This window comes from Providencia sp. PROV209 (assembly GCF_028479485.1).
GTDB classification, from domain to species: domain Bacteria; phylum Pseudomonadota; class Gammaproteobacteria; order Enterobacterales; family Enterobacteriaceae; genus Providencia; species Providencia alcalifaciens.
On the sequence record NZ_JAMPNR010000002.1, the window covers coordinates 1 to 26926 of the forward strand.

The following is a 26926-nucleotide window of genomic DNA, read 5'->3' on the forward strand; positions in this document are numbered from 1 at the left end:
GTAGAGATTAGAGGAAGAATCCAAACAAGAACAAGCAAGCAAACTAGAAGAGTAATAACTAAGGTGCGCCAGCTTGAGTGGTTGGCGTATGTAGATATTAGATGCTGATTATTTTATTTGCAGAAAATAAAGTTAACTACTTAAAAGCTAGAAAGATTCTTCATGTTTTTTATTAAAAATAAATGCTTAATAAAAAACCACGGTTGTTTTTATTGATACAACCAAATTGCTAAGTTAATATAAATGGAATTATATTAACTTAGCAATTAGATGGATCCCATTGAAGGGAAGGAAATAAGTCGATGTTAAGACCCCAATCTAAAGGACAAGAAATTTTAGACACCATAGCTGAATCCATGTTATCTGGTGAGCTAAAGCTTTTCCCTATTCAAGTTATGGGAATTAAACGAGAGATAGAGAGGCTCGCTGACATCGCATTGAAGCTTCATTTAAAGGGAATTATGGCCATTCTTCAAGGGGTAGAAATAGAAGAAGGTATGTCCTTGTGTGAAAGGGCAATAAAACTAGATCAAACTAACCCGAGTTATTGGAATAATTACATAGTTACATTGCGAAATGCCGGACTACACCAAAAACATAACGCTTTTATTGAGGAATCGTCCCACTTGATTAATTACCACCCAAAAATGCTGGGCTATGAATTATTCATGCTGGGGGTGTATTCATTAAGGATTGAGCTTATTGATGCCGCAGTTTCTATCTTAGAAAAGATGGGTATATCTATAGATGATATAGGTTTAAACACTGAAGGTAAGGTGACGGCTATGTTAATGCGTGAGAATGCATCTCTTATAGAACAATTTCGACCTATGGTTGATTGTCTTTTAGACATTGTAGAGCGTCAATATAAAGGATCTCCATCAACACTATTAAAGAAAGATTCCGATGGAACAATGACTTATATTTTTAGAGTTAATTTAGATCTTGATAAAGTATCAGATCTAAATGAGCAATTATTTGAGTCTTTGTATGACAAAGGTTTGCTATCCAGTGATTGCTGTATCTATATTGAGCCAGGAAGGGCATAAAAATGGAACTTGATGATTACATTGAATATGCTAAAAAAATTATTGTAAACGATAAATCCGAGGTTGCAATTAGAACATCGATAAGTCGAGCTTATTATTCAAGTTATTACTATGCTAACGAATTAATATCTAATGAATTCAAGGGTAGTGAGCAATGGAATTCAATGCCTTTTGGTGAGCACAAAAAACTTGTAAAATCATTGATAGATTATCAGGGATGTAATGAGAATGTTCCTAGAAAACTTGCCGCTAGCGTTGGAAATAAACTGAATATTTTAAAATCAAAGCGGCATGATTCCGATTACAATCTAGAAATGAAGCATCCTGAATTGAAGGCATCTCAGGTAATTGATGAGTCCACTAGATTGATAAATCTTGTAAAATCATTAGATGACGAATAGTGATATAAGTAAACAAATCACTCTGATAGTTAAGCGAAAAGCCACTAATTAAAAAGTGGCTTTTTTTAATTCACTTGTCGAAAAATTCCACTTCCTCAGTTTCTTTCATTTCAGGCATCCAATCCCCATCATTCCATATTTCTTCCAGCGTTTCTTCGATGTAGGTTTTCTTTTCGTTCTTTCCAAGACCATCAATAGACACATTAGCTTGAGATCCCCAGTTGATATCGATATTTAAATCAGGGTATTTGGGACTCAATCTTTTTGTGATTTCATTTTTCAATGCATCGAAAGTCCCCATGGGTAACTTGCCTTTCATACTTGCAGCGAAGCGAACTTTAATAGTAACCATCGTACATTTTCCTTACATAGAGTACTGTATATAAAAACAGTCAAACAATAACTGTGATTATATACAGTAAAATGTTAATGGAGGTCAAGAAATAAGGTGAAATTTATCTTATGGCTAAGAAAACGACTTCCCCAAAACCATTTAAAGAATATCGTTAAATCAAGAGGTTAAATGATAGTTGAAAATGACATAAAACTAAGGGGTAATGCCATTTAAATGATTATGAATCAATAAGTTAAGTTATTATTAAGCGCATGAATAAAATACACATGCAAACTAGGTATAAATACGAGGTTTATCGCTCGCATTTCATACTGTATTGGATAGGGATATTTGGTCAAGAGTCGGATTTTGGCTTTTTGAGTAAACTGAAAATAATCCGATGAGCGTTTTTCGCGAATTTTTAAATTATTTGATATGGATCACAAAATTTAGGATCTACAAGTCTGCTATCAGCCCATGGTACACTGACGTAAATTGAGTATTTAGTATCAAAATGAAGACAAAATATTTTTAATGACCTAGCTTTATTGAAGTGCTATTTAACGGATAGATATCATTGATAATAAAGGCTATGCTTAAATTGAATTTCCACACTGAGCAACACGACTGAGCAAGAAAGTAATGAGTGATTTTCTGGGCACATTTAAAACTGACACAATTTTTAAAGATGAAGTTGAAAAGGCGCTGCAACCACCATCAATGTATAAGGTTTTGTTAAATAATGATGATTACACGCCGATGGATTTTGTTGTTGAAGTGTTACAAAAATACTTTTCTTTTGATGAAGAACGCGCTACACAGATAATGTTAGATGTGCATTTTCAAGGTAAAGGTGTTTGCGGTGTTTATACTGCTGAAGTTGCAGAAACGAAAGCCGCTCAAGTCAATGCTTTTGCAAGGGAACATGAATATCCTTTATTGTGTACTATAGAGAAAGTCTGAAGAGTCTTAATATCAATTTTGGGAGGTGCTTATGCTCAATCAAGAACTGGAGCTTAGTCTAAATGTCGCTTTTACCAGAGCGAAAGACAATCGCCATGAATTTATGACTGTGGAGCACCTATTGCTGGCGTTGTTGAGTAATATCTCTGCGCGTGAAGCATTAGAGGCTTGTAAGGTTGATTTGGTTGCCCTTAGACAAGAGCTTGAACATTTTATTGCCCAAACTACACCGTTATTACCTGAAAATGATACACGAGATACTCAGCCGACATTGAGTTTCCAGCGCGTGCTGCAACGTGCTGTTTTTCATGTTCAATCATCAGGGCGTAATGAAGTGACTGGCGCTAATGTGCTGGTGGCGATTTTTAGTGAACAAGAATCACAAGCCGCCTATCTATTACGTAAGCATGATGTTAGCCGCCTTGATGTGGTTAATTACATTTCTCACGGAACCATCAAAGGTGAGGATTCATCCTCCTCAGAAGAGGATGCTTCTAACAATGCTCCGTCAAGCGAAGAGCAGCCGGTCTCAGAAGACCATATGGACAACTTCACCACGAATCTTAACCAGCAGGCTAAGAAAGGGAATATTGACCCGCTGGTGGGGCGTCAAGCTGAATTAGAGCGTACTATTCAAGTACTATGCCGCCGCCGTAAGAATAACCCATTATTAGTTGGGGAATCCGGCGTGGGTAAAACAGCGATTGCAGAAGGCTTAGCATGGCGCATTGAACAAAACGATGTCCCTGAAGTGATGAAGGATTGCACTATTTATTCCTTGGACATTGGCTCGTTGCTAGCAGGAACAAAATATCGTGGCGACTTTGAGAAACGTTTCAAAGCGTTGCTAAAAATGCTGGAAAAAGATCCGAAAAGCATCCTGTTTATCGATGAAATTCACACCATTATTGGGGCGGGAGCCGCATCGGGTGGGCAAGTCGATGCCGCAAACTTGATTAAGCCACTTTTATCGAGTGGGCGTATTCGAGTGATTGGTTCCACCACATATCAAGAGTTCAGTAATATTTTTGAGAAAGATAGGGCATTAGCTCGCCGTTTCCAAAAAATTGATATTGTGGAGCCGTCCCCTGAAGAGACTGTACGTATTATTAATGGCTTGAAGCCAAAATATGAGTCCCATCATGATGTTCGTTACACCGCAAAAGCGATTCAAGCAGCGGTGGACTTGTCTGTGAAATACATTACTGACCGCCATCTGCCAGATAAAGCAATTGATGTCATTGATGAAGCAGGTGCAAGAACTCGTTTAGTTGCTCCAAGTAAGCGGAAGAAAACGATTGGTGTACCTGAAATTGAAACCGTGGTGGCACGTATTGCGCGTATTCCAGAAAAAACGGTTTCATCCAGCGACAAAGATCGCTTAAGAACCTTAGACTCTCGCTTGAAAATGTTAGTTTTCGGGCAAGACAATGCGATTGAAGCGCTTTCTGAAGCGATTAAGATGAATCGCGCTGGTTTAGGGCTAGAGCATAAACCCGTAGGCTCCTTCTTATTTGCAGGACCAACAGGGGTGGGTAAAACCGAGGTGACGGTCCAATTAGCGAAAGCATTGGATGTGAAACTATTGCGCTTTGATATGTCCGAATACATGGAACGCCATACGGTTAGTCGGTTGATTGGTGCGCCTCCAGGGTATGTGGGCTTTGACCAAGGCGGTTTGTTAACCGATGCGGTTATCAAGCACCCACATTCCGTGGTGTTATTGGATGAAATTGAAAAAGCGCACCCCGATGTGTTCAATATCCTTCTGCAAGTGATGGATCACGGTACGTTAACTGATAATAACGGTCGTAAAGCGGATTTCCGCAATGTGATTGTTGTGATGACAACAAACGCAGGAGTACAAGAAACTCAGCGTCGTTCGATTGGCTTTGCAGAGCAAGACAATAGTACGGATGCAATGTCAGAAATCAAAAAGACATTTTCACCGGAGTTCCGTAACCGTCTTGATGGCATCATTTGGTTTAATTCACTGTCGATGGATATCATCACACAGGTGGTTGATAAGTTCATTGTCGAGCTGCAAGCTCAGCTGGATGAGAAGGGCGTTTCGATTGAGGTTAGCCAAGCAGCTCGCCGTTGGTTATGTGAAAAAGGGTATGACAAAACAATGGGTGCCCGACCTATGGCGCGTGTCATTCAGGATAACCTGAAGAAACCATTAGCGAATGAACTGTTATTTGGTTCGTTAACGAATGGTGGCTCGGTGAGTATCGGGCTTGATGAAAATAGTCACACACTGACATACAGCTTCAGTAGCGTACACAAGGCCTCTCCAGAGGATGCTGTAATCTGACAATAGCTAGTACCACAGGTGTCTTGGGCACCTGTGGTCTTGTCAGGCCTTGCCTGAAAATCGAAAATCAGCGGCTACGGAAAATGATACGACCTTTGCTCAGGTCATAAGGAGTTAACTCTACAGTTACCTTGTCGCCTGTCAGAATGCGGATGTAGTTTTTACGCATTTTACCAGAGATGTGTGCAGTCACGACGTGACCATTTTCCAGTTCAACGCGGAACATTGTATTTGGCAGGGTATCCAAAACCGTTCCCTGCATTTCAATATTATCTTCTTTGGCCATCTAATCCTCTAAGTCTAATAACCGTGATTTTTTACGGGCAAGATAATGCCCAAAAACCCACACTAAGTAAAGAAGTGTCGCATTTTAAAGCGATCTTTCTTTCGCACAGTTGGGGATAAAATTACTGTATTGTCACTTTTTATTTCTTAAAAAGTGGTGATTTTTCAAATGATTGTGGTAAATCAATTGACTGTGGTAACCAGCATGCTGGGTCAATTCGCAGATCACGCCACCGGTAAAGAATATGAAGGAAATCCCTGCGGGAGATCTCCGTTGCACCCAGTGAGGCGGTGTGGTGGTTAAGTACCTGACAATCAAAAAGTTGCCCATTATAGCGCAAAAAATGAAAATAGAATGTAATAAAAGCACATTTGGATGCATCATTCATTTTACTGAACATGGATTCCCCACAAAACAGGTGTCCCATGTTCACGCCGTATAAGCCTCCAACCAATTTCTCGCCATGCCATGCCTCAATCGAGTGCGCTAAACCCTCTTGATGTAAAGCGAGATAGCCAGCCTGCACGGAAGGTAGGATCCAAGTCCCTTCTTGACGTACTGCACAGGCTTCAATCACATTTTTAAATGCATGATTTATGGTAATGCGATAAGGGGATTTTTTAAATGTTTTGATCATGGAGCGGCTGATATGCAGATCACCCACCATCAAAACAGCTCGAGGATCAGGAGACCACCATAATGGTACTTCTCCAGGGTTAAACCAGGGAAAAATACCATCATAATACGCAGATTGTAATCGGCGGGATGATAAATCTCCGCCAATCGCTAATAATCCATTAGGTTCCCGCATCGCTTCAGACACGGGAGGGAACAGATAAGAGTCGTCATCTAACTGGTACATGGTACACCTCAGCGAGTTTGCTGAACCAAATGACGCTGATGGAATTGATAATAGCGACCTTGCTCAGCTAACAGTTGCTGGTGGGAGCCTTGTTCAATGATTTCGCCATTATCCATCACACAGATAGTATCCATTTGCTCTAAACCTTGCAGACGATGGGTGATAACTATCAGGGTTTTATCTGCACATTTTTGTTTGAGTAAACTGAGAATTTGTTGCTCAGTATGGGCATCTAGCCCTTCGGTAGGCTCATCCATTAATACCAGTGGCGCATCATGTAAAAGTGCACGAGCGATACCTAAGCGGCGCTGCTCTCCTCCTGATAATTGACGACCACCTTCACCCATCCAAGCATTTAGTTTTAATTGGGTATCCAATAAGTTATCTAAGCCGACTTGGGTTAAAACATCACAAAGTTGTTCGTCAGAGGCTTGTTCATTCGCCAGCAGTAAGTTGTTGCGTAAGGTATCACTGAACACATGGACACGCTGAGGCACAACAGACATTGCTCCACGCAGCGCTTCTTCACTGTATTCTTGAATTGGCTGACCGTTAATCGTAATCACGCCACTGTCGACATCCCAAGCACGAGTGAGTAATTGAAGTAGGGTCGATTTTCCACAGCCGGTTTTTCCTAATAACGCAATATGTTGACCTTGCTTGACGAATAATGAGACTTTTTTGATAACCGCAAAAGGTTGCTCTGGATACGTAAAGGTCACATTATCAATCATTAAACTTTCAAGAGACTTCAGCTCGTGACTTTGATTAACAAAGCTCACTTCTGGCTTCGCATGCATTAATTGGGACACTCGAGTCGCTGACGCGATGACTTGTCCCATGTGTTGGAATGCCACAGCGACAGGACCTAAGGCTTCAAATGCAGCCAATGCACAGAAAACGAATAAAGCAATCAGCGCACCCGGTTGTGTATTTCCCCCCACATGCTCAGCAGCCATCCATAATAGCAAGGTTGCTGTCAGTCCTGATGCACAGAGAATAATTGCTTGAGATAGCCCCGTGAGTGCAGCTTGTTGCTGTTGACGCGCTTGCCATGAATTTTCGATGTTAGATAAGTTTTGGCGAAAACGTTGAGTGGCACCAAACAAGGCTAATTCAGCTTGTCCTTGTAATGCAGAAGTTAAAACGGTGCGGTAATTACCACGGAGTTCGGTGAGTTCGTGCCCAATAGGTTTACCCGCACGATAAAAAACAATCGGCATCGTGAACAGTAAAAACAACATTACGCCGCCTAGAGTCCATGCAAGGCGAGGGTCAAGGAAGCTCAGACCGATGATTAGCACAAATGTCACAAAGAAGGCGCTAACTATTGGAGACAGAACACGTAAGTAAAGATGGTCTAAAGTCTCCACATCGGCAACCAATCGATTTAATAAATCCCCTTGGCGGAAACGGCTGATCCCACCAGGAGACAGCGGTAGCACTTTACTGAAAGCGAAAACGCGTAGATGGGCTAAGACCTTAAAAGTGGCATCGTGGCTAACTAAGCGCTCGGCATAGCGTCCTGCGGTACGAAAAATGGCAGCACCACGGACACCTGCGGCTGGCAACATATAGTTAAAGAAATAGATCCCCGGAGCACCCACAATAGCAGCACCCGCTAAGAACCATCCTGATAGGGTAAGCAGCCCAATACTTGCAAGTAGAGTGACAATTGCCAGAATGATCCCTAATGAAATCAAAAACCAATGGCGGCGATAGAGGGCTAAGAAGGGCAGTAATACTTTCATTTTTAAAGCTCCTCTTGGCGGTGAGCAAGCAACTGGGCAAAGGCACCTTCAGACTGGCTCAGTTGTTGGTAATTACCACGTTGAATAATTTGTCCGTTTGCCATTACCCAAATTTGGTCGTAATCCATCGTTTCTTCGAGTAAATGGGTCACTAAGAGCGTCGTTTGCTGCTCGGAGAGTTGGTTTAATGTTTCCATGACACGCTGCTCGCTATGGGCATCTAAGCTCGCAGCGGGTTCATCTAATAGCAATAAACGTGACGGCTTTAATAGCACGCGAGCGACGGCCACACGCTGGGCCTGACCAACAGAAAGGCGCGCAGCAAAATCACCTAAACGCGTGTTTAATCCATCAGGTAAGTTTGGCAGAAATTCTGCAACATACGCTTTTTCAATCGCAGATTGAATTTCCGCCTCTGTTGCATCAGGTTTACCCAAACAAATGTTTTCTTTCAACGTCTGTTCTGGCAAATGTGGGTTTTGTCCTACCCAGCCGACCAACGCTCTCCATTCATCAGAGCATAGCTGATTGAGTTCATGACCATTAATGGTGATAGAGCCACGGTAAGGAAGGAAACCGAGTAATAAGTTTAATAAGGAGCTTTTACCCGCACCACTTTGCCCAACTAATGCGATGCGTTGTTGTGGCTCAACCGTAAAATCAAGAGGACCCGCAAGGATAGCGCCATCGTGGGAGAGAATTTCCAGCCGTTTGGCTTCAATGCGAATCGGTTGATTATCAATGACCTTGTTGCCTTGAGGTGATTTTTCATCAGCTTGGCTTTCGAGTAGGGTTACAAGTGATTCAGCTGCGCCCACAGCTTGAGCTTTAGCGTGGTAGTAAGTCCCTAAGTCGCGCAGAGGCTGGAAGAACTCAGGGGATAAAATTAAAGCAAGGAAACCCGCAAATAGGGTAACGGGCAGACCATAGCTACCGAAGCTCAATTCCCCGAGGTAGGAAAAACCAAAGTAAACGGCAACGACGGCAATAGAAATAGAGGCAAAAAACTCTAAGACACCTGACGATAAAAACGCCATGCGGAGCACTTCCATCGTCCGAGAGCGAAAATCTTCGGTGGATTCACGAATTTGAGTCACTTCTGCTTTGCCACGGAAAAATAGACGAAGAGTATCCAATCCTCGTAATCGGTCAAGGAAGCTACCACTCAAACGGCTCAATGCTAAGAAGTTTCGACGGTTAGCATCTGCAGCGCCTAGCCCAACTAATGCCATGAAAATAGGAATTAATGGTGCAGTAGCAAATAAAATTAATGCCGCAGCCCAGTTAAATGGGAAGATGGCAATCAGGATCATGATTGGGATGATGGTGGCGAGATACATTTGAGGAAGATAGCGAGAGTAGTAATCTTGCATATCTTCAATTTGCTCAAGAATGATGGTTGCCCAGCTGCCAGCAGGTTTACCTTTTACCCACACGGGACCTAGTTCTTGTAGTTTATCTAACACCATACTACGGACTTGCTGCCTAACGACTTGCCCACAATGGTAACCCGCTCGTTCGCGCAGATAGTGAACAATGCCTCGTAAAATAAAGACACTAATCAATAAAGTAAAGTCGGTGAGCAGTTGCTCTCGAGGAATGTGGTCCATCAGCAAGGCTTGTAAAATCACTGCGATTAACCAAGCTTGCGCAATAATTAATAAACCACTGACTATGCCTAAGAGCATAGAAATTCGGAGCCAACGCTTGGCAGGAGCGCTGTGTTGTTTTAACCAACGCACCAATTCAGTCTGTCTTGATTTATCCATAATGATTTAGTTAGCAGGTGTAGTTTTCATGTTATTGAGTGCAGTTAAGATAGTTGACTTTGTCATCAAATCTAACCGAATTTTTACCTATCATAACAGCTTCCATTGGAGATGTTACATAATAAAAGTTAGATATTTGAATAGAACAATTTTTGTTATCAATATGTTTTATAAAGGTAAATCATATTGATTGTCATATAATTAAATTCGAGCGAGCAGAGGATGTTACCGTTATTATGACCAAAAAATAAGGTGGCATAATTTATAATTGTTAAGCCACCTACATTTTAGATTGAAATCGCGAGAGGAAGTCAGTCAGTTATTCAGGAACAATTTCTAACCATGTTTTAGGTTGTAGCTTAAATTGGTTATTGAGTAAGTTATCCCATGCGGCTTTTTTATCAGCGGTATCATCAAAGACTTGCTTTTGTGTATCCACTAGATTCCATGTGTTTGCTTGGGCTTGCCAGATGGTGCATTCATAGTCGAGGGATTCTGGCATGGAATAGCACATAACCACTTCATCAGCCCCATCGCTGTTCACATCCGCCATGAATCCAAGACATTCGTAATTACGGTAATAACTTGTGCAGTTCCAGGAATCTCGAATTCCATCTTCCATATCAAACCAACTCTGGGGAAGTGGCTGACTACCTTTTGCGATAATGAGTACTTCTTTAAAAGGTTTTGGTGTATCGGAGTAAGCACCAACTTTAAGTTGAGCTTTCGTTTCTGGGTTTTGTTCCAGTAGTGCTAAAGCGGCTTTTCCTCGCTCCCCGAGTTTTTCTAGGTCATACGATAAATCGTAATTAATTTTAATTTTGCCTTTTTCAACCGCCGCCATAATGCTATTAACCGTGATCCTCTGGAAATCACCAATAGGACTATTAATCACTAAAATGGTGGCGATTAAACCAAGAATAGCTACCTTATTAATCGAGCCTAGAGCGTTTGCCCAGTGGCGTCGTTTTATCATGACTGTGATGCTGTACGCCAAAATAAGGATTGCCAAAAATAATGCAATTGCAAAGGCGTACAATCGGCTGACACTCCAACTATATTGGTTGACTCGAACTAAGATGCCATACAGAGAAAGTGCAGAGAATGCGTTGAGCAGAACGATGCTAATTAATACAAACCCATTGATGATAGCTTTAAATTGAAATTGCGTTGAGCCATCACCATAAAGGGCATTAATAAAAATGACATTTAAAATAACAAAGCAAAGCATGGTTCCAGAGCCAAGTTCAGAAGCGGTATAGTGCACCCCCGTAAAGAGTGAAATGGCAAGACCAACTAAGAAAATGGCTGCAATAAGGCTAAGCAGTGGTAGGAAAAATTGTGAAAAATATTTGGCGATATTGTTCAGCTGCATCACTAATTTAGAGCGCAAAAACAGCACGCTGATATTGAAGCCAAGTAAAAAAGCGATCCAAAGGATGTAATCATTGTTAAGGAAATGACTGAGTGTCGCCAGATTAACAATGCCGAATAAGAAACTGGCTTGTTTAACAATAAACGCTAATAAGCCACCAATAGCACAGGCAAAAAAGCCAAATAGCGTATTGCGGAAATAGTGCCCGACTAAGCAGCTGTAATGAGCTTTCCATCTACCCGTGGCTTGGCGATTTTGCATCCATGGTAGCAAAAAGAAAATCAGGACGGTTAGCGTGCTCACCGCGAGGAAGGGTTCACTACTGGATGAAGACCCTGTTTCTAAGTTCTGCCAAGTATTAATCCAACCGATAAGAATGATGGTCAGGATGATATTCAGATAAAAAGCAGGTTGTTTGGCATTTGTAATAAGAAAACTGATTACAGAAGGCACAAAAATGGCGAATACCATGGGCAAATAGATCCATATAGGATCTAATTCAACATTGGTACGAATGGAGTAATCTAGCGTACCAGTGATGATAATCCCTTGAATAACCGATAACAAAATAACAATCAGATATGCCAATTTACTCACTGATTCTTTTTGCGTTTGTGGCTCCATGTCAATTCCTTAGTGAATAAGATGATGAAGCTGAGTATAGATAGGGAGTCAAAAGAACAACATAAACTTGCTCCTAATTCACTTAGCGGTGCGATGCTTATTTTTGTGAAATGGATAAATAAAAAGCCCCATTCTATTTCGTTTCGATGAACGGACAGAATGAGGCTTAAATTAAGGCTGGGTTAGAAAATTATTTCTTATCGGCTAATCCATCAAGATAGCGCTCTGCATCTAATGCTGCCATGCAACCAGTTCCCGCAGATGTAATGGCTTGACGATAGATGTGGTCCATGACATCGCCCGCGGCAAAGATCCCTTCAACAGACGTTTGGGTCGCGTTACCGTTAGTACCGGACTGCACTTTTATATACCCATTATTTAAGGCTAACTGACCATCGAAAATCGCGGTGTTTGGGCTATGACCAATAGCAATAAAGGCACCCATTACCTCGATATCCTCTGTTTTATCTGTTTTGGTGCAACGTAAGCGAACGCCAGTCACGCCCATGTCATCACCCAGAACTTCATCTAGAGTATTGTCAGTGTGCAGAACGATATTACCATTTTCGACTTTATCCATCAGTCGGTTGACTAGGATTTTTTCTGCTCTGAAGCTGTCACGACGGTGAATTAAATGCACTTCAGACGCAATATTAGAAAGATATAGCGCTTCTTCAACCGCAGTATTACCGCCGCCAACTACGGCGACTTTTTGGTTACGATAGAAGAAACCATCGCAGGTTGCACAAGCGGAAACACCGCGACCTTTAAATGCTTCTTCAGATGGTAAGCCAATATAACGAGCCGATGCACCCGTTGCGATGATTAATGCATCACAGGTGTATTCAGTCTCACCACCGAACAAACGGAAAGGACGCTGTTGGAAGTCTACTTTTGTAATGTGGTCGTTGATGATTTCCGTTTCGAATTTTTCTGCATGGGCATGCATGCGCTCCATGAGTCCTGGACCTGTTAAGCCTTCAGGATCACCCGGCCAGTTTTCAACTTCGGTAGTTGTGGTTAATTGACCGCCTTTTTCCACCCCAGTAATCAGTGCAGGGTGTAAATTTGCGCGAGCTGCGTAAACGGCTGCGGTATAACCGGCAGGACCTGAACCTAAAATGATTAACTTGCGATGTGTGGTTGTGCTCATGAATTCCTCTTTTAGTCTCGAAAAAGCATAAACACGATTGTAGGAGAAATAGGGGGGTAACAAAAGTGATTTAACTGTTCATTCATATGGACAGAACAAATTTTTCTGATAGGTAGTACCAATTAAGAGTTAAAAAATAGAAGGGAAAGTGCTTTAATCACGAAATGGTAATTTTAGGAATTATCTTGAATTAGGTCTGCGAAACGTTTTACTGAAAAAAAAACCGAAATCTTGTACTGATTTTTATTCATTTACTTTGACAATCGGCTGCGCATTTGCGAAAACATCTATCTAAGAGTTAATTATCTAGCAGGTCAATGGAAATGGCGCATTTTTGTTCTTACTGGAAAATTAACTTTACGTCACACATTCAGGCAATGTCGCGACGATTGTAAACAATTATTCGGTTTACGAGAACTTCAGTTATGACGAATAGAATAGGTTCCACGCCCGCTAGTCCGCTTAGGAAGACTGACGTATAGATGGGGCCGTTTTATAAGATATGAAAATAACAATTAGAGAAAGAGAGATAAGAGATGATTGACAATAAAAAGCGTCCTGGCAAAGACCTTGACCGGATTGACAGGAATATACTGAACGAATTGCAAAAAGACGGGCGTATCTCTAACGTTGAACTATCTAAGCGCGTTGGTTTATCTCCAACACCATGTTTAGAGCGTGTTCGTCGTCTTGAAAGACAAGGGTTCATTTCTGGCTATACCGCGCTGTTAAACCGACACTATTTAGATGCATCACTGCTGGTTTTCGTTGAAATTACGTTAAACCGTGGGGCTCCTGATGTCTTTGAACAATTCAACACAGCAGTTCAAAAACTTGAAGAAATTCAAGAATGTCACCTTGTTTCTGGTGACTTTGACTATCTGTTGAAAACGCGTGTGCCAGATATGTCCGCATATCGTAAACTGCTAGGTGAAACCTTATTACGCCTTCCGGGTGTAAACGATACTCGTACCTACGTAGTTATGGAAGAAGTGAAACAAAGCAACCGTTTAGTGATTAAAACTCGCTAATCGTACTTTGTATTCATCATTCCTGCACAGCAATCTGCATTGTTGTCGCACTGCTGTTTCAACGCTGAGTTTACTCAGCGTTGTTCCGTTTTAGGAACACTCACTTTTCTCTCTGTCCCCTTAATGATTCTTTTTTAAACACGATCTTGTCTGCTGTACTCAAGAGACCTCAAATTTAGTCAGAAATTTTCATTTCAATTTATTGATTTTAAAGCTATAAACAATTAAGAATTTTGACCTTAAATAGAGTTTGAAACCTCATTCGTAAGATGAAATACTGAATCTTATGGTCTCTATGGTGTGATAATTTGTCTTAATCTCCTTAAAGCAGGCACGTTTAGGGGATTAGTGTTAGAATAATCATAGAATAATCACGTATTAAGCAAGAACATCAGTCAGTAAAGAAACAATAATGAGCCAAGAATATACCGAAGATAAGTACATCAAATTTAAAAAGCTGAGTAGCGGCAGACGGCTATTAGAGGTGATTTTGTTGGTCATCTGCCTCTGCGCGATTTTTCTTATGGTCGCGTTATGGAGCTTTAACCCTTCAGACCCAAGTTGGTCACAAACTAACTGGGATGCTCCCGTCAAAAATTTAGGGGGAAGCATTGGCTCATGGAGTGCGGATATCCTCTTTTCTGCATTTGGTATTCTTGCATTTGCGATTCCTCCGTTATTGTTGCTCGGGTGTTGGGCAATTTATCATTATGAAAGTCAGCGTCGTTATATTGACTTTTTCTCACTTTCTTTACGCTTGATTGGCGGGTTAGCGCTGATCTTGTCATCCTGTGGTTTAGCTGCCCTCAATTTTGATGATTTACCAAACTTCGCTTCAGGTGGGGTGATTGGTAGTGTCTTTAGTAATGCCATTATGCCGTGGTTTAACTCGTTAGGCGCCACTTTAGCTTTACTGTTTCTCTGGGCTATCAGTTTTACTCTTTTCACTGGATGGTCTTGGCTTACGATCGCGGAAAAAATTGGGGCAGGGATACTACTTCCAATTACATTACTGACAAATCGAGCGCGTGGTGATGATCTGGATGACCACGATTATGAGGTTGAAGAAACCGAAGAGGCATTGCAGCGAGCTCAAATCGCTGAGCATCAAGCGCATGATGAAGCGCAGCAATATGATGCTGATGATGTGCTTTTCTCAGCACCGACGGTATCGGAGCTAGTCTCTGAAGATATACAGGCTGCTGCTGAACCACAAATTGTCGTTGATTCGCAAGCACCTATTGATTCGCAACCGACTATTGTGTTGCAGCAAGAGATTGAACCTGTACAGCCAACCGCATCAATAGCTGAGCCTGTATTTGTGGCGAAACCGACGGAAAACGAGAATTTACCCAATTTCTCGGCAACGGAAGAACCGCAAACTTATCATTTTGAAGTTCCTGATGAATATCAGCCGCAAGTGCCGCCGACACAGGCATATTCTTCTTCACTTGTGATTTCGCAAGAGCCTGCGTACACACCTGAGCCTACATTTACGTCTGAGCCAGCATTTACTCAACCACCTGCATTTACGCCAGAGCCTATTTTTGCTCCTGAACCACAGGCGCCAAAGTCAGTTGCACCAACAACGACAGCATTTTCACCTGTAGAACCCACAATAGAAGTGGGAAGTCCTGATATCAGTGAACCTTCAGTGACCAACCGTATTGCTGATCCTGCTGCGCTAACCGCGGCAGGTATTTCAATCGCTGCGATGGATCGCCATGCACAAGTGAAAAAGAATCTGGAGCCAGAATTACCGCGCCCAAATCCAGTTCGTTTGCCAACACGTCGTGAGCTGTATGGTATCCGCATTCCATCTCAACGGGATGCAGAATTACAGCGTCGCCAAGAAGAGGCATCACAGCGCGAACAGGTTTATCAACAATGGTCCGCGGAACAAGAGCCGGAAGAAAACGTTAAAACGGATGATGAGCTGGAGCAAGAAAGGTTGCTGCGCGTCCAGTTTTTGGAACAACAGCGTCAGCGCTATGGTGAACCAGAAACGGATATGCAAGATTTTGACGCTGCATTTCAGGTTGACCAATCTGCGGTTGAGGCTCCTTTAGAGCAAGTAACGCCGCCGGTTAGCACGTTTACTCAGCCTGAAATTGAGCATCGTTGGGCTTCTGCGCCAGCGTTTACACCTGCTTTTGAACCTGTTGTACCAACAGAACAAACTCAGCCTTCAGATATCCACCGTTTTACGGCTCATGCCGATGATGAGCATGATTTAGATAATGATGTGGATGACTTAGAGCCTAGGATTGATTTAAGTACGCCATTGTCAGCATTTGAACGTTTCTCACCCGTTGATGATTTAGTTGATGATGAGCCAGCCGTGCCGTTATTTATGCCATCGGTGGCTGAACCACCTGTGCAAACGCCATCTACGCCAGTTAATCCTATCAATGAAGTTGTTGCTCATTCTGCTGTGCAGCCACACACTATTGCGCAGCCGCAACAGCCGCAACAGCCGCAACAGCCGCAACAGCCGCAACAGCCGCAACAGCCGCAACAGCCGCAACAAGATAGCTTGTTCCACCCATTCTTGGTACGTAATGATCAACCATTACCAAAACCAACAACGCCAATGCCATCTCTTGATTTATTGGCAAGTCCACCAGAGCAAGAAGAGCCTGTGGATATGTTCAAATTGGAGCAAACAGCAAGGCTGATTGAAGCTCGCTTAAATGATTACCGCGTCAAAGCAGAAGTCGTCGGATTCTCTCCTGGTCCTGTTATAACGCGTTTTGAGTTAGATTTAGCACCCGGCGTGAAAGCCGCTCGCATTTCAACGTTATCAAGAGACCTTGCTCGCTCGTTATCGACGACAGCAGTACGTGTCGTTGAAGTGATTCCGGGCAAACCTTATGTGGGTCTCGAATTACCGAATGAAAAACGTCAAACGGTGTACTTAAGTGAAGTCTTAGATTGTGATGATTTTAGAAAAAATCCATCACCATTGACGATAGTTCTAGGAAAAGACATTGAAGGCGAGCCGGTTGTTGCGGACTTGGCAAAAATGCCTCATTTATTAGTCGCAGGTACCACAGGGTCAGGTAAATCTGTGGGGGTCAACGCTATGATCCTCAGTATTTTATATAAAGCTAAACCTGAAGATGTTCGCTTTATTATGATTGACCCGAAAATGTTAGAGCTCTCTATTTATGAAGGGATCCCACATTTATTAACCGAAGTCGTGACAGATATGAAGGATGCCGCCAATGCACTGCGTTGGTGTGTTAACGAGATGGAGCGCCGTTATAAACTCATGTCTGCATTGGGTGTGCGTAACCTTGCTGGCTATAACGATAAAATCAAAGCTGCGGCAGAGATGAATCGACCAATTCCTGATCCGTTCTGGAAACCGGGTGACAGCATGGATGTAGAACATCCAATGCTGAAAAAAGAACCGTATATTGTGGTGATGGTTGATGAATTTGCTGACTTAATGATGACCGCAGGGAAAAAAGTGGAAGAGCTTATTGCTCGCTTAGCGCAAAAAGCGCGAGCTGCGGGTATCCACCTAGTATTAGCAACACAGCGCCCATCCGTTGACATCATTACAGGGTTAATTAAAGCCAATATTCCAACCCGTATAGCCTTTACGGTATCCAGTAAAATCGACTCTAGAACTATTCTTGATCAAGGTGGCGCGGAATCATTATTGGGTATGGGGGATATGCTTTACCTGCCACCTAACTCATCAATTCCTGTACGTGTTCATGGCGCATTTGTGCGTGACCAAGAAGTTCATGCTGTCGTTAATGACTGGAAAGCGCGTGGCAAACCGCAATATATCGACAGTATTACGACGTGCAGCGATGACAGCGAAGGGGGCGGCAGTTCAGATAATGGCGATGAAGATCTTGACCCATTATTTGATCAAGCAGTTGAATTTGTTGTTGAAAAACAAAGAGTCTCTATCTCTGGTGTGCAACGTCAATTCCGTATCGGTTACAACCGTGCCGCTCGAATTGTTGAGCAAATGGAAGATCAAGGAATTGTGAGTGAACCTGGACATAATGGTAACCGAGAGGTATTAGCTCCGCCATCAATGGGATATTAATATTTCATGTGCTAATTGCTGGTTTAATTCAAGGGGTGTATAAAGACATACGCCGCTTGAGGTATTAATTTAAAGGTCTTTTCTCGATGAAAAAAATGATGTTATTAGGTGCATTAGCCCTGAGTTTAAACGTAGGTCAAGTATTGGCAGATGCGAGTCAAGACCTTCAAGACCGCCTGAGTAAGGTGAATAGCTTCCAAGCAAGCTTCTCACAAAAAGTCACTAGTCCAGAAGGTGATTTGATCCAAGAAGGTGTTGGTGACTTATGGATTGAACGTCCTAACCTATTTAACTGGAATATGACTTCGCCAGATGAAAGTGTGTTGGTGTCAGACGGCAAGAACCTCTGGTTTTATAACCCGTTTGTCGAACAAGTCACAGTAACGAATTTGGCAGATGCAACGCAAGATACGCCATTTTTACTATTAACGCGTAATAATCCTCAAGATTGGAAACAGTACTCGATCGTTCAACAGGGTAATACGTTTGATTTAAAGCCAAAACAAACTAATGGCACGCTAAAAAGTTTCTCTATTACCGTTAACCCACAAGGTACGATCGAAAAATTTGCTGCGGTTGAGCAAGATGGCCAAACGAGCGCATATCAACTAAAACAGCAAAAAAATGGGCCAGTTGATCCAAGTAAATTTAAATTTACGGTACCGAAAGGGGTCACTTTGGATGACCAGCGTTCTCGCGCTCACTAATCTCTAGGGGGTAAAGAGGATCTCGTGGGTAACTTGTCTCTCGATTTTTCACAAAATGAATTTCAACCACTGGCTGCACGTATGCGGCCAGAAACCCTTGAGCAATATATAGGTCAAAAGCATTTACTTGCCGAAGGTAAACCGTTATCAAGAGCGATTAGGGCAGGTCATTTACACTCGATGATCTTGTGGGGACCTCCGGGAACGGGTAAAACTACATTGGCTGAAGTTATTGGTCACTATGCACAAGCAGATATCGAGCGCATCTCGGCAGTGACTTCGGGGATCAAAGAGATCCGTGAGTCTATCGAAAAAGCGCGCCAGAATCTTAGTGCAGGGCGCAGAACTATTCTGTTTGTGGATGAAGTTCATCGGTTTAACAAAAGCCAGCAAGATGCTTTTTTACCCCACATTGAAGACGGGACGATCACCTTCATTGGCGCGACAACGGAAAACCCTTCATTCGAGCTTAATTCAGCACTGCTTTCTCGTGCGAGAGTCTATTTATTAAAATCATTAGAAAGTAGCGAAATTGAAGAGGTGTTACTTCAAGCTCTCGGGGATAGTGTTCGCGGATTAGGCGGGCAAAATATTATTCTCCCCGATAGCACAAGAAAAATGATTGCTGACTTAGTCAATGGGGATGCGCGACGTTCGTTAAATCTGCTAGAAATGATGGCGGATATGGCTGAGGCTGATAATCAAGGTCAGCGTATTTTAACGGCGGAGTTACTCAAAGAAGTCAGTGGCGAACGAGCGGCTCGTTTTGATAATAAAGGCGACCGTTACTATGACTTGATTTCAGCACTTCATAAATCTGTTCGTGGCTCTGCGCCTGATGCCGCTCTTTATTGGTATGCCCGCATTATCACGGCGGGTGGTGACCCACTCTATGTTGCTCGCCGCTTATTAGCAATCGCGTCAGAAGATATCGGAAATGCAGATCCTCGTGCAATGCAGGTCGCTATTTCAGCGTGGGATTGTTTTACCCGTGTAGGGCCTGCAGAAGGTGAGCGTGCGATTGCTCAAGCCATTGTATATCTTGCATGTGCCCCGAAAAGTAACGCCGTGTATACCGCGTATAAAGCCGCGATTAAAGATGCTCAGATGCAGCCAGATTATGATGTTCCTGAGCACTTAAGAAATGCCCCCACTAAGTTAATGAAAGAGTTAGGGGTTGGCAAAGAGTATCGTTATGCTCATGATGAGCCTAACGCGTATGCGGCGGGTGAAAACTATTTCCCTGAGCCGATGAAAGCGACGCAATACTATTATCCAACCGCGCGTGGGCTAGAAGGCAAAATTGCCGAAAAACTCGACTGGTTAGCCCAACAAGATCAAAATAGCGCAACAAAACGCTATCGCTAAGCGGGTCAATGCGATAAGGTTATAACGCAATAAAATAATTTAAATATAACGCCGGAGCGCGTTATATTCGTTCTCACAATTGACTAACAAAATCACAGGATAAGCATGCTCGATCCAAATTTACTGCGTACGGAGCTAGACGCGGTTGCTACAAAACTGGCTCGCAGGGGTTTTACCCTTGATGTGGAAAAGCTGCGTGAATTAGAAGAACGCCGCAAAGTTTTACAAGTTGAAACTGAAACCCTGCAAGCAGACCGTAACTCGCGATCGAAAACTATTGGTGCAGCTAAAGCGCGTGGTGAAGATATTGAGCCATTACGTCTGGAAGTGAACCAATTAGGCGAAAAATTGGATGCTGCTAAAGCAGAGTTAGATAAACTGCAACAAGAAATCCGTGATATTGCATTAAGTATCCCGAATATTCCTGATGATGAAGTACCAGATGGTAAAGATGATTCAGAAAACTTGGAAGTTTCTCGTTGGGGTGAACCGCGCCAATATGATTTTGAAGTCAAAGATCATGTGAGCTTAGGCGAACTGGCTGGTGGTTTAGATTTCCCTGCTGCGGTGAAACTGACTGGCGCACGTTTTGTTGTGATGAAAGGTCAAATTGCACGTATGCATCGTGCATTAGCTCAGTTTATGCTGGACTTGCACACAGAAAAACATGGCTACCAAGAGCTGTATGTACCTTATTTAGTCAACCATGCCACTCTGTATGGTACAGGTCAGTTACCTAAATTTGGTGAAGACTTATTCCACACTAAACCATTGGAAGAAGAAGCGGATAGCAGCACTTATGCGTTGATCCCAACGGCGGAAGTGCCTGTGACTAACTTAGTGCGTGATGAAATTTTAGATGAAGACGCGCTTCCTCTGAAAATGACGGCTCATACCCCATGCTTCCGTTCAGAAGCAGGATCTTATGGTCGTGATACGCGCGGTCTGATCCGTATGCACCAGTTTGATAAAGTCGAATTAGTGCAAATTGTGCATCCAGAAAAATCAATGGCAGCATTGGAAGAGTTAACGGGGCACGCTGAGAAAGTTCTGCAATTATTGAACTTACCGTACCGTAAAGTATTACTGTGTACTGGTGACATTGGTTTCGGTTCTCGCAAAACTTACGACTTAGAAGTCTGGTTACCTGCGCAAAATACGTATCGTGAAATCTCTTCTTGCTCAAATATGTGGGATTTCCAAGCCCGTCGTATGCAAGCACGTTTCCGTGGTAAGAGTGATAAGAAAACCCAACTGGTTCATACATTGAATGGTTCTGGTTTAGCGGTAGGTCGTACTCTGGTTGCTGTGCTGGAAAATTACCAGCAAGCGGATGGTCGTATTGAAGTGCCTGAGGTATTACGTCCGTATATGAATGGCTTAGAATATATCGGTTAATTGATATATTAGGCGTTAAAGGCTGAGTCTAGTTTTAAACTGGGCTCAGCCTTTTTTATTTGCACATAAAAAATCCCCCAAATGTTTCTCAATGGGGGATTTGAGTCGTTTTAAATTGCAAACCATCAACAAAGCAAATGAGCACGATATCTCAGCTGTGATTACATAATCAATGAGCTGGTTTGTGACTGTTTAGTCTCGGTAAAAAAGATACTGCGGTATGTGCTGTAGTATGTCGCATACATAATTGGCATAGAAATAAACAGACCTAATCCAAAAGGAATGATAGAGACAAACATCAGTACCATGGCAATCAGGAAGAATAGGAAACCAGGCAATAGGTTTTTCTTGACGGCTTGTAAGCTGGCGGAAATAGAAGTACCAATTTTAAAGTCATGGTTCATGATTAACGCAGGGGCAAACCACGTCAATGCGGTACCAAATAAGCTGGCTAATGCCATGACAATTCCAGCGAAGACAAATGACCCCGTTGATGCGAAAAATGCAGCATCAGAAATTCCATCATATTGATCGGCTTGCATCACTAAACTAAAGATTGCGGAACCTGCGATGAGGAACGCAATTAACATGCCTACCATATTTGCGGCGAAGTTAATGGCGCCGACAGCAAACAGTTCACCAAATTTCTTTTGGAATCCAGAGAAAAGTAAGCCAATATCCGCTTCACCGGTTTTGCGCTGATTTTCGCAAATGGCAATAATCCCACCCACAAAAACAGGCGTAACAAAGCTGACGAACATGCTAACGAGTGGCAAGAAAGCCATGGCAAAAATAATCAGGAAAAAGACGATGTTAATGAGGATCCACATCCCTAATTTTTCCTTGACCAGTGCCCATGCTTGGCTGATCCACTCAACCCCTTCACCTGCTTGAACGGCATTAGGTTCTGGTGTAAATACAAAGCTATCGATGGGCTCGGGTGGTGTCATAGGCGAAATGTCGTTATCAACATTATCGTGTTCATTGTTCATAGTGAGTGACCTATTTAGTAGTGATGAATTAGCAATATTTATTATAGAGTTATGTTGCTATTAATAAATTAAATTTAACGTGCGGATTATGCCTAAAAACCGTGCCTGTTCAAAGCAGAGTAATCTGGTAACGAGAAGAGAGGTCGGATGCGAAGAGATTATATGAAATAGGCTCCCAGAAGGGAGCCTATGAAGAAATTAGTACATGACTTTTTTGCCGTAGCTTTCGAGGATACTTTTGACTCTTTCCATTACCTCTTTTGACGGTGGTCTCACGCCATCAAGTTTGTACTCTTCACCCATGGTTTCCCATTTGTGCTTGCCGAGTTCATGGTAAGGGAGTAATTCAATTTTCTCGATATTATCCATATCTTTGACAAACTCACCTAGCATATGGACAGAGTGGTCATCGTCACTCCAACCTGGCACGACAACATAACGGATCCACGTTTTTTGGTTACGTTTTGCAAGGTAGCGGGCAAATTCTAAAGTGCGATGATTGGAAACCCCAACCAGTTTTTGGTGAATTTCGTCATCAAGCTGTTTCAAATCTAGCATGACAAGATCAGTGACATCCATTAGCTCATCAATGACAGGGTCATAGCGACGAACAAACCCGTTAGTGTCTAAGCATGTATGAATGTTCTCTTTTTTGCAGGCACGGAACCAATCACGGACAAAATCAGCCTGTAAAATAGCTTCACCACCTGATGCCGTGACACCACCGCCGGTTGCGTTCATAAAATGGCGGTAAGTGACCGCTTCTTTCATTAACTCATCAACGGTAACCATGTTGCCTGTATGGGTATCCCAAGTATCACGGTTATGGCAATACAGGCAGCGCATTAGGCAGCCTTGGAAGAAAACGATAAAGCGGATCCCTGGACCGTCGACGGTACCACAGGATTCAAAAGAGTGAATTCGTCCAAACGTCGCGGGTGGCGAGGTGGTCGAAATTTCAGTCGTTGGAATAGTCTTTTGCGTTGTTGACATAGCAGGAACTCACAGAATGTAGAATTATAATCTCTTATCTTTGACTAAGATAGAAAGGCCCCAATGGGAGGGGCCTTTTATTTATTTTACGTTATAGAATCTTAGCGCAGTATTACAGAGTACTGGTGAAAGTACGAGTAATAACGTCTTGCTGCTGTTCTTTAGTCAGAGAGTTAAAGCGCACTGCATATCCTGATACACGGATAGTCAGTTGTGGATATTTCTCTGGGTTTTCCATCGCATCTAACAGCATTTCACGGTTCATCACGTTCACGTTTAAGTGCTGACCGCCTTCGATAGAAGATTCATGATGGAAGTAACCATCCATCAGACCCGCTAAGTTAGTTTTACGAACTTCGTCATCTTTACCTAACGCATTTGGCACGATAGAGAAGGTATAAGAGATACCATCTTTTGCGTAAGCAAATGGCAGTTTAGCAACAGAAGTCAGAGATGCTACCGCACCTTTTTGGTCACGACCGTGCATTGGGTTAGCACCTGGTCCGAATGGTGCACCAGCGCGACGACCATCTGGGGTGTTACCTGTTTTCTTACCATACACAACGTTAGAAGTAATGGTCAGAACAGACTGAGTTGGAACCGCGTTACGGTAAGTAGGCAGTTTCTGAATTTTCTTCATGAAACGTTCTACTAAGTCACAAGCGATATCATCAACACGTGGGTCATTGTTACCAAATTGTGGATATTCACCTTCGATTTCGAAGTCGATAGCGATACCGTCTTCATCACGAATTGGTTTAACTTTTGCGTACTTGATTGCAGACAGTGAGTCAGCAGCAACAGACAGACCTGCGATACCACATGCCATTGTACGGTAAACATCACGGTCATGAAGCGCCATCAGTGCTGCTTCATAGCTGTATTTATCATGCATGAAGTGGATGCAGTTCAGCGCAGTAACGTACTGAGTTGCTAACCAGTCCATGAAGTGGTCCATTTTGTCCATCACGGTATCGAAGTCGAGGACTTCATCCATGATAGGTGCGTGTTTAGGACCCACTTGCATTTTCAGTTTCTCGTCCACACCACCATTGATGGTGTACAGCATTGTTTTCGCTAAGTTTGCACGAGCGCCGAAGAACTGCATTTGTTTACCAACAATCATTGGGCTTACGCAACATGCGATTGCGTAGTCATCATTGTTGAAGTCAGGACGCATTAAGTCGTCGTTTTCATACTGTACAGAAGAGGTGTCGATAGAGACTTTTGCTGCGAACTTTTTGAAGTTCATTGGCAGTTTTTCTGACCACAGGATAGTCATGTTAGGCTCTGGAGATGGGCCCATGGTATACAGTGTGTTCAGGAAACGGAAGGTGTTTTTAGTCACCATAGTACGGCCATCAAGACCCATACCTGCCAGTGATTCTGTTGCCCAAATTGGGTCACCAGAGAACAGCTCATCGTATTCAGGTGTACGTAAGAAACGAACCATACGCAGTTTCATGACTAAGTGGTCAATCAGTTCTTGCGCTTGTTCTTCTGTGATTTTACCTGCATCTAAGTCTCGTTGGATGTACACGTCTAAGAACGTAGATACACGACCAAATGACATTGCCGCACCGTTTTGAGATTTAACAGCCGCTAAGTAACCGAAGTAAGTCCATTGAACTGCTTCTTGTGCGTTAGTTGCAGGACCAGAGATGTCGTAGCCATATTTAGCTGCCATCTCTTTGATTTGACCCAGTGCACGATGTTGCTCAGCAATTTCTTCGCGCAATTGGATAGTCATTTGCAGGTCTTCACCTTTCTCTAATCTTTCTTGCAGAGAAGTGAATTGGTTGAATTTGTCTTTCATCAGGAAATCAATACCGTACAGAGCAACACGACGGTAGTCACCGATGATACGACCACGACCATAGGCATCTGGTAAACCGGTTAAGATACCGGATTTACGGCATTTTAAGATGTCTGGAGTATAAACATCGAAAACACCTTGGTTGTGAGTTTTACGGTATTCAGTGAAGATTTTTTTCAGGCTAGGATCTAAAGTACGATCATAAGCTTTACATGAACCTTCAACCATTTTGATACCACCGAACGGGATAAGACCACGTTTCAGAGGTGCGTCAGTTTGTAGACCAACGATAGTTTCTAATTCTTTGTTAATGTAACCAGCATCATGGGAAGTGATTGTTGATGCAAGGTCTGTATCAAAATCAACTGGCGCGTGAGTGCGGTTTTCGATTTTGATCCCTTCCATGACTTTTTCCCACAGCTTATCAGTTGCTGGAGTTGAGCCTGCTAAGAAAGATTCATCACCTTCATACGGAGTATAGTTTTTCTGAATAAAGTCACGGACGTTGACGTTATTCTGCCAGTCACCTTGGCTAAAACCTTGCCATGCTAAAGCGAATTTTTCATTTAATTCGGACATGATACTTTTACCTTTTAACAATGGATCTTTGAGGGATCTTAATAAATCTTTGTGTACGTGTAATAACAATTATATTAATAAATTTCGATTAATGTTTTTCGTTATTACGCAGATGCATTAACCAGTAAACTAGGCCGACTAACACTGCGCCGCCAATAATATTTCCGATAGTCACTGGTATTAAATTGTCACTGATAAAGTTCCCAACCGTTAGGTTAGCGAATTGCTCAGGTGCCATGTTGATTTGAGTCCAAAATTCAACAGGGGCGAATTCTTTAATCATGATACCCATAGGGATCATAAACATATTTGCGATACTGTGCTCAAAACCGCTGGCGACGAACATCGCAACAGGCAGAATCAAGGCGACAAATTTATCGGTTAGGCTACGACCGGCATAACTCATCCAAACAGCTAAGCAAACCATTAAGTTAGCTAAAATACCAAGGAAGACAGCTTCCACAAAAGTGTGGTGTAGTTTGTAGTTGGCGGTTTGTAGTACGTTCAAACCCCATTGACCGTTTGCGGCAACATATTGCCCTGCAAACCAAATAACCGCGACAAAAAACAGTGCGCCGACTAAGTTGCCAATATAAACGTGGAACCAGTTGAGGAGCATTTGACCCCAAGAGATTTTTCCTGTGGCTTTAGCAACAACGGTTAAAACAGTGGATGTAAATAAGTCGGCTCCACAGACTACTACCAACATTAATCCAAGAGAGAAGCAGATGCCCCCAATCAGTTTGGTGAAGCCATAAGGCGCACTCGCGGTACCCGTAGTAGCTGTGATATAGAACACAAAAGCGATAGAGATAAAGATACCAGCGGTGAATGCTGACAAGTAAGTCATGGCGGGGTGTTTGTTGACTTTATAAACGCCCACATCATTAGCGACTTGAGCCATTACAGCAGGGGGTAATAAATTAAAAGGGTTGTCAGCTTTCATACCAACACTCTCTTACAAAGTTGATTAATTATAGCACGCAATTATAGTAACAAACGGGTGTGGTGATAAATTTGATGTGGATCATGAAGTGTTAAGAGAACGGGGGTAAAATAGGTCTAAAATCGTCAAAATTAAATGTA

20 protein-coding genes are annotated in these 26926 nt (G+C 42.6%); 9 read left to right on the plus strand and 11 right to left on the minus strand.

All coding sequences use genetic code 11. The features are described 5' to 3' along the window. The first annotated feature begins 302 nt into the window (after positions 1 to 302). The gene (locus PR795_RS02575) at positions 303 to 1049 is read left to right on the plus strand and encodes a hypothetical protein (protein WP_272516634.1); all 747 of its coding nucleotides are present in this window, start codon (positions 303 to 305) and stop codon (positions 1047 to 1049) included. A gap of 2 nt (positions 1050 to 1051) precedes the next feature. Continuing rightward, a complete protein-coding gene (locus PR795_RS02580; protein WP_272516635.1) occupies positions 1052 to 1450 on the plus strand; it encodes a hypothetical protein in 399 nt (132 codons plus the stop codon). Between the two features lie 70 nt (positions 1451 to 1520). Here the strand turns inward: PR795_RS02580 and PR795_RS02585 are convergent, their stop codons facing one another. After that, positions 1521 to 1802 (minus strand): DinI-like family protein, encoded by a 282-nt coding sequence (locus tag PR795_RS02585; RefSeq protein ID WP_272516636.1) that lies wholly within the window; start codon positions 1800 to 1802, stop codon positions 1521 to 1523. A 624-nt stretch (positions 1803 to 2426) separates the two neighbouring features. Here PR795_RS02585 and clpS point away from each other — a divergent pair. Both clpS and clpA read left to right on the plus strand, forming a co-directional pair. After that, on the plus strand, positions 2427 to 2747 hold the full coding sequence (clpS, locus tag PR795_RS02590; RefSeq protein WP_006662191.1) for an ATP-dependent Clp protease adapter ClpS: 321 nt from the start codon (positions 2427 to 2429) through the stop codon (positions 2745 to 2747). A 31-nt stretch (positions 2748 to 2778) separates the two neighbouring features. Continuing rightward, a complete protein-coding gene (gene clpA / locus PR795_RS02595) occupies positions 2779 to 5064 on the plus strand; it encodes an ATP-dependent Clp protease ATP-binding subunit ClpA (RefSeq protein ID WP_006657775.1) in 2286 nt (761 codons plus the stop codon). 67 nt (positions 5065 to 5131) lie between these two features. Here clpA and infA read toward each other — a convergent pair whose 3' ends face one another. From infA to trxB, 6 genes are all read right to left on the minus strand, one after another. Continuing rightward, positions 5132 to 5350 (minus strand): translation initiation factor IF-1, encoded by a 219-nt coding sequence (infA, locus tag PR795_RS02600; RefSeq protein ID WP_004244560.1) that lies wholly within the window; start codon positions 5348 to 5350, stop codon positions 5132 to 5134. A gap of 139 nt (positions 5351 to 5489) precedes the next feature. Beyond that, positions 5490 to 6212 carry a leucyl/phenylalanyl-tRNA--protein transferase gene (aat, locus tag PR795_RS02605; protein ID WP_181480713.1) on the minus strand — a complete coding sequence of 241 codons (723 nt, stop codon included), beginning with the start codon at positions 6210 to 6212 and terminating at the stop codon, positions 5490 to 5492. A gap of 8 nt (positions 6213 to 6220) precedes the next feature. After that, positions 6221 to 7963: a heme ABC transporter ATP-binding protein/permease CydC gene (gene cydC, locus PR795_RS02610; protein ID WP_006662189.1), complete on the minus strand. Its 1743-nt coding sequence runs from the start codon at positions 7961 to 7963 to the stop codon at positions 6221 to 6223. 2 nt (positions 7964 to 7965) lie between these two features. Continuing rightward, positions 7966 to 9732 (minus strand): heme ABC transporter permease/ATP-binding protein CydD, encoded by a 1767-nt coding sequence (gene cydD / locus PR795_RS02615; protein ID WP_036960844.1) that lies wholly within the window; start codon positions 9730 to 9732, stop codon positions 7966 to 7968. Between the two features lie 319 nt (positions 9733 to 10051). Then, complete coding sequence (locus tag PR795_RS02620; protein WP_181480714.1) at positions 10052 to 11731, minus strand: DUF7057 domain-containing protein; 1680 nt, start codon at positions 11729 to 11731, stop codon at positions 10052 to 10054. 190 nt (positions 11732 to 11921) lie between these two features. Next, positions 11922 to 12884, minus strand: a complete 963-nt coding sequence (gene trxB / locus PR795_RS02625; protein ID WP_036960839.1) for a thioredoxin-disulfide reductase — start codon at positions 12882 to 12884, stop codon at positions 11922 to 11924. Between the two features lie 536 nt (positions 12885 to 13420). On the opposite strand from trxB, the gene lrp reads away from it, so the two are divergent. The 5 genes from lrp to serS all read left to right on the plus strand — a co-directional run bounded on the left by lrp (position 13421) and on the right by serS (position 21460). Further along, positions 13421 to 13915, plus strand: coding sequence for a leucine-responsive transcriptional regulator Lrp (lrp, locus tag PR795_RS02630; protein ID WP_272516637.1), 495 nt, complete (start codon positions 13421 to 13423; stop codon positions 13913 to 13915). A gap of 412 nt (positions 13916 to 14327) precedes the next feature. Then, positions 14328 to 17987, plus strand: coding sequence for a DNA translocase FtsK 4TM domain-containing protein (locus PR795_RS02635; RefSeq protein ID WP_272516638.1), 3660 nt, complete (start codon positions 14328 to 14330; stop codon positions 17985 to 17987). A gap of 86 nt (positions 17988 to 18073) precedes the next feature. After that, complete coding sequence (lolA, locus tag PR795_RS02640; protein WP_006657784.1) at positions 18074 to 18694, plus strand: outer membrane lipoprotein chaperone LolA; 621 nt, start codon at positions 18074 to 18076, stop codon at positions 18692 to 18694. Between the two features lie 24 nt (positions 18695 to 18718). Further along, positions 18719 to 20062, plus strand: coding sequence for a replication-associated recombination protein A (locus PR795_RS02645; protein ID WP_181480716.1), 1344 nt, complete (start codon positions 18719 to 18721; stop codon positions 20060 to 20062). Between the two features lie 105 nt (positions 20063 to 20167). Continuing rightward, complete coding sequence (gene serS, locus PR795_RS02650; RefSeq protein ID WP_006657786.1) at positions 20168 to 21460, plus strand: serine--tRNA ligase; 1293 nt, start codon at positions 20168 to 20170, stop codon at positions 21458 to 21460. A gap of 161 nt (positions 21461 to 21621) precedes the next feature. Here the strand turns inward: serS and PR795_RS02655 are convergent, their stop codons facing one another. The 4 genes from PR795_RS02655 to focA form a co-directional block, all read right to left on the minus strand. Then, positions 21622 to 22452 carry a BPSS1780 family membrane protein gene (locus tag PR795_RS02655; RefSeq protein WP_006657787.1) on the minus strand — a complete coding sequence of 277 codons (831 nt, stop codon included), beginning with the start codon at positions 22450 to 22452 and terminating at the stop codon, positions 21622 to 21624. A gap of 198 nt (positions 22453 to 22650) precedes the next feature. Continuing rightward, positions 22651 to 23445: a pyruvate formate lyase 1-activating protein gene (gene pflA / locus PR795_RS02660; RefSeq protein WP_006662183.1), complete on the minus strand. Its 795-nt coding sequence runs from the start codon at positions 23443 to 23445 to the stop codon at positions 22651 to 22653. A 112-nt stretch (positions 23446 to 23557) separates the two neighbouring features. Then, the gene (gene pflB, locus PR795_RS02665; protein ID WP_006662182.1) at positions 23558 to 25840 is read right to left on the minus strand and encodes a formate C-acetyltransferase; all 2283 of its coding nucleotides are present in this window, start codon (positions 25838 to 25840) and stop codon (positions 23558 to 23560) included. A gap of 88 nt (positions 25841 to 25928) precedes the next feature. After that, the gene (gene focA / locus PR795_RS02670; RefSeq protein ID WP_006662181.1) at positions 25929 to 26786 is read right to left on the minus strand and encodes a formate transporter FocA; all 858 of its coding nucleotides are present in this window, start codon (positions 26784 to 26786) and stop codon (positions 25929 to 25931) included. Positions 26787 to 26926: the final 140 nt, after the last annotated feature.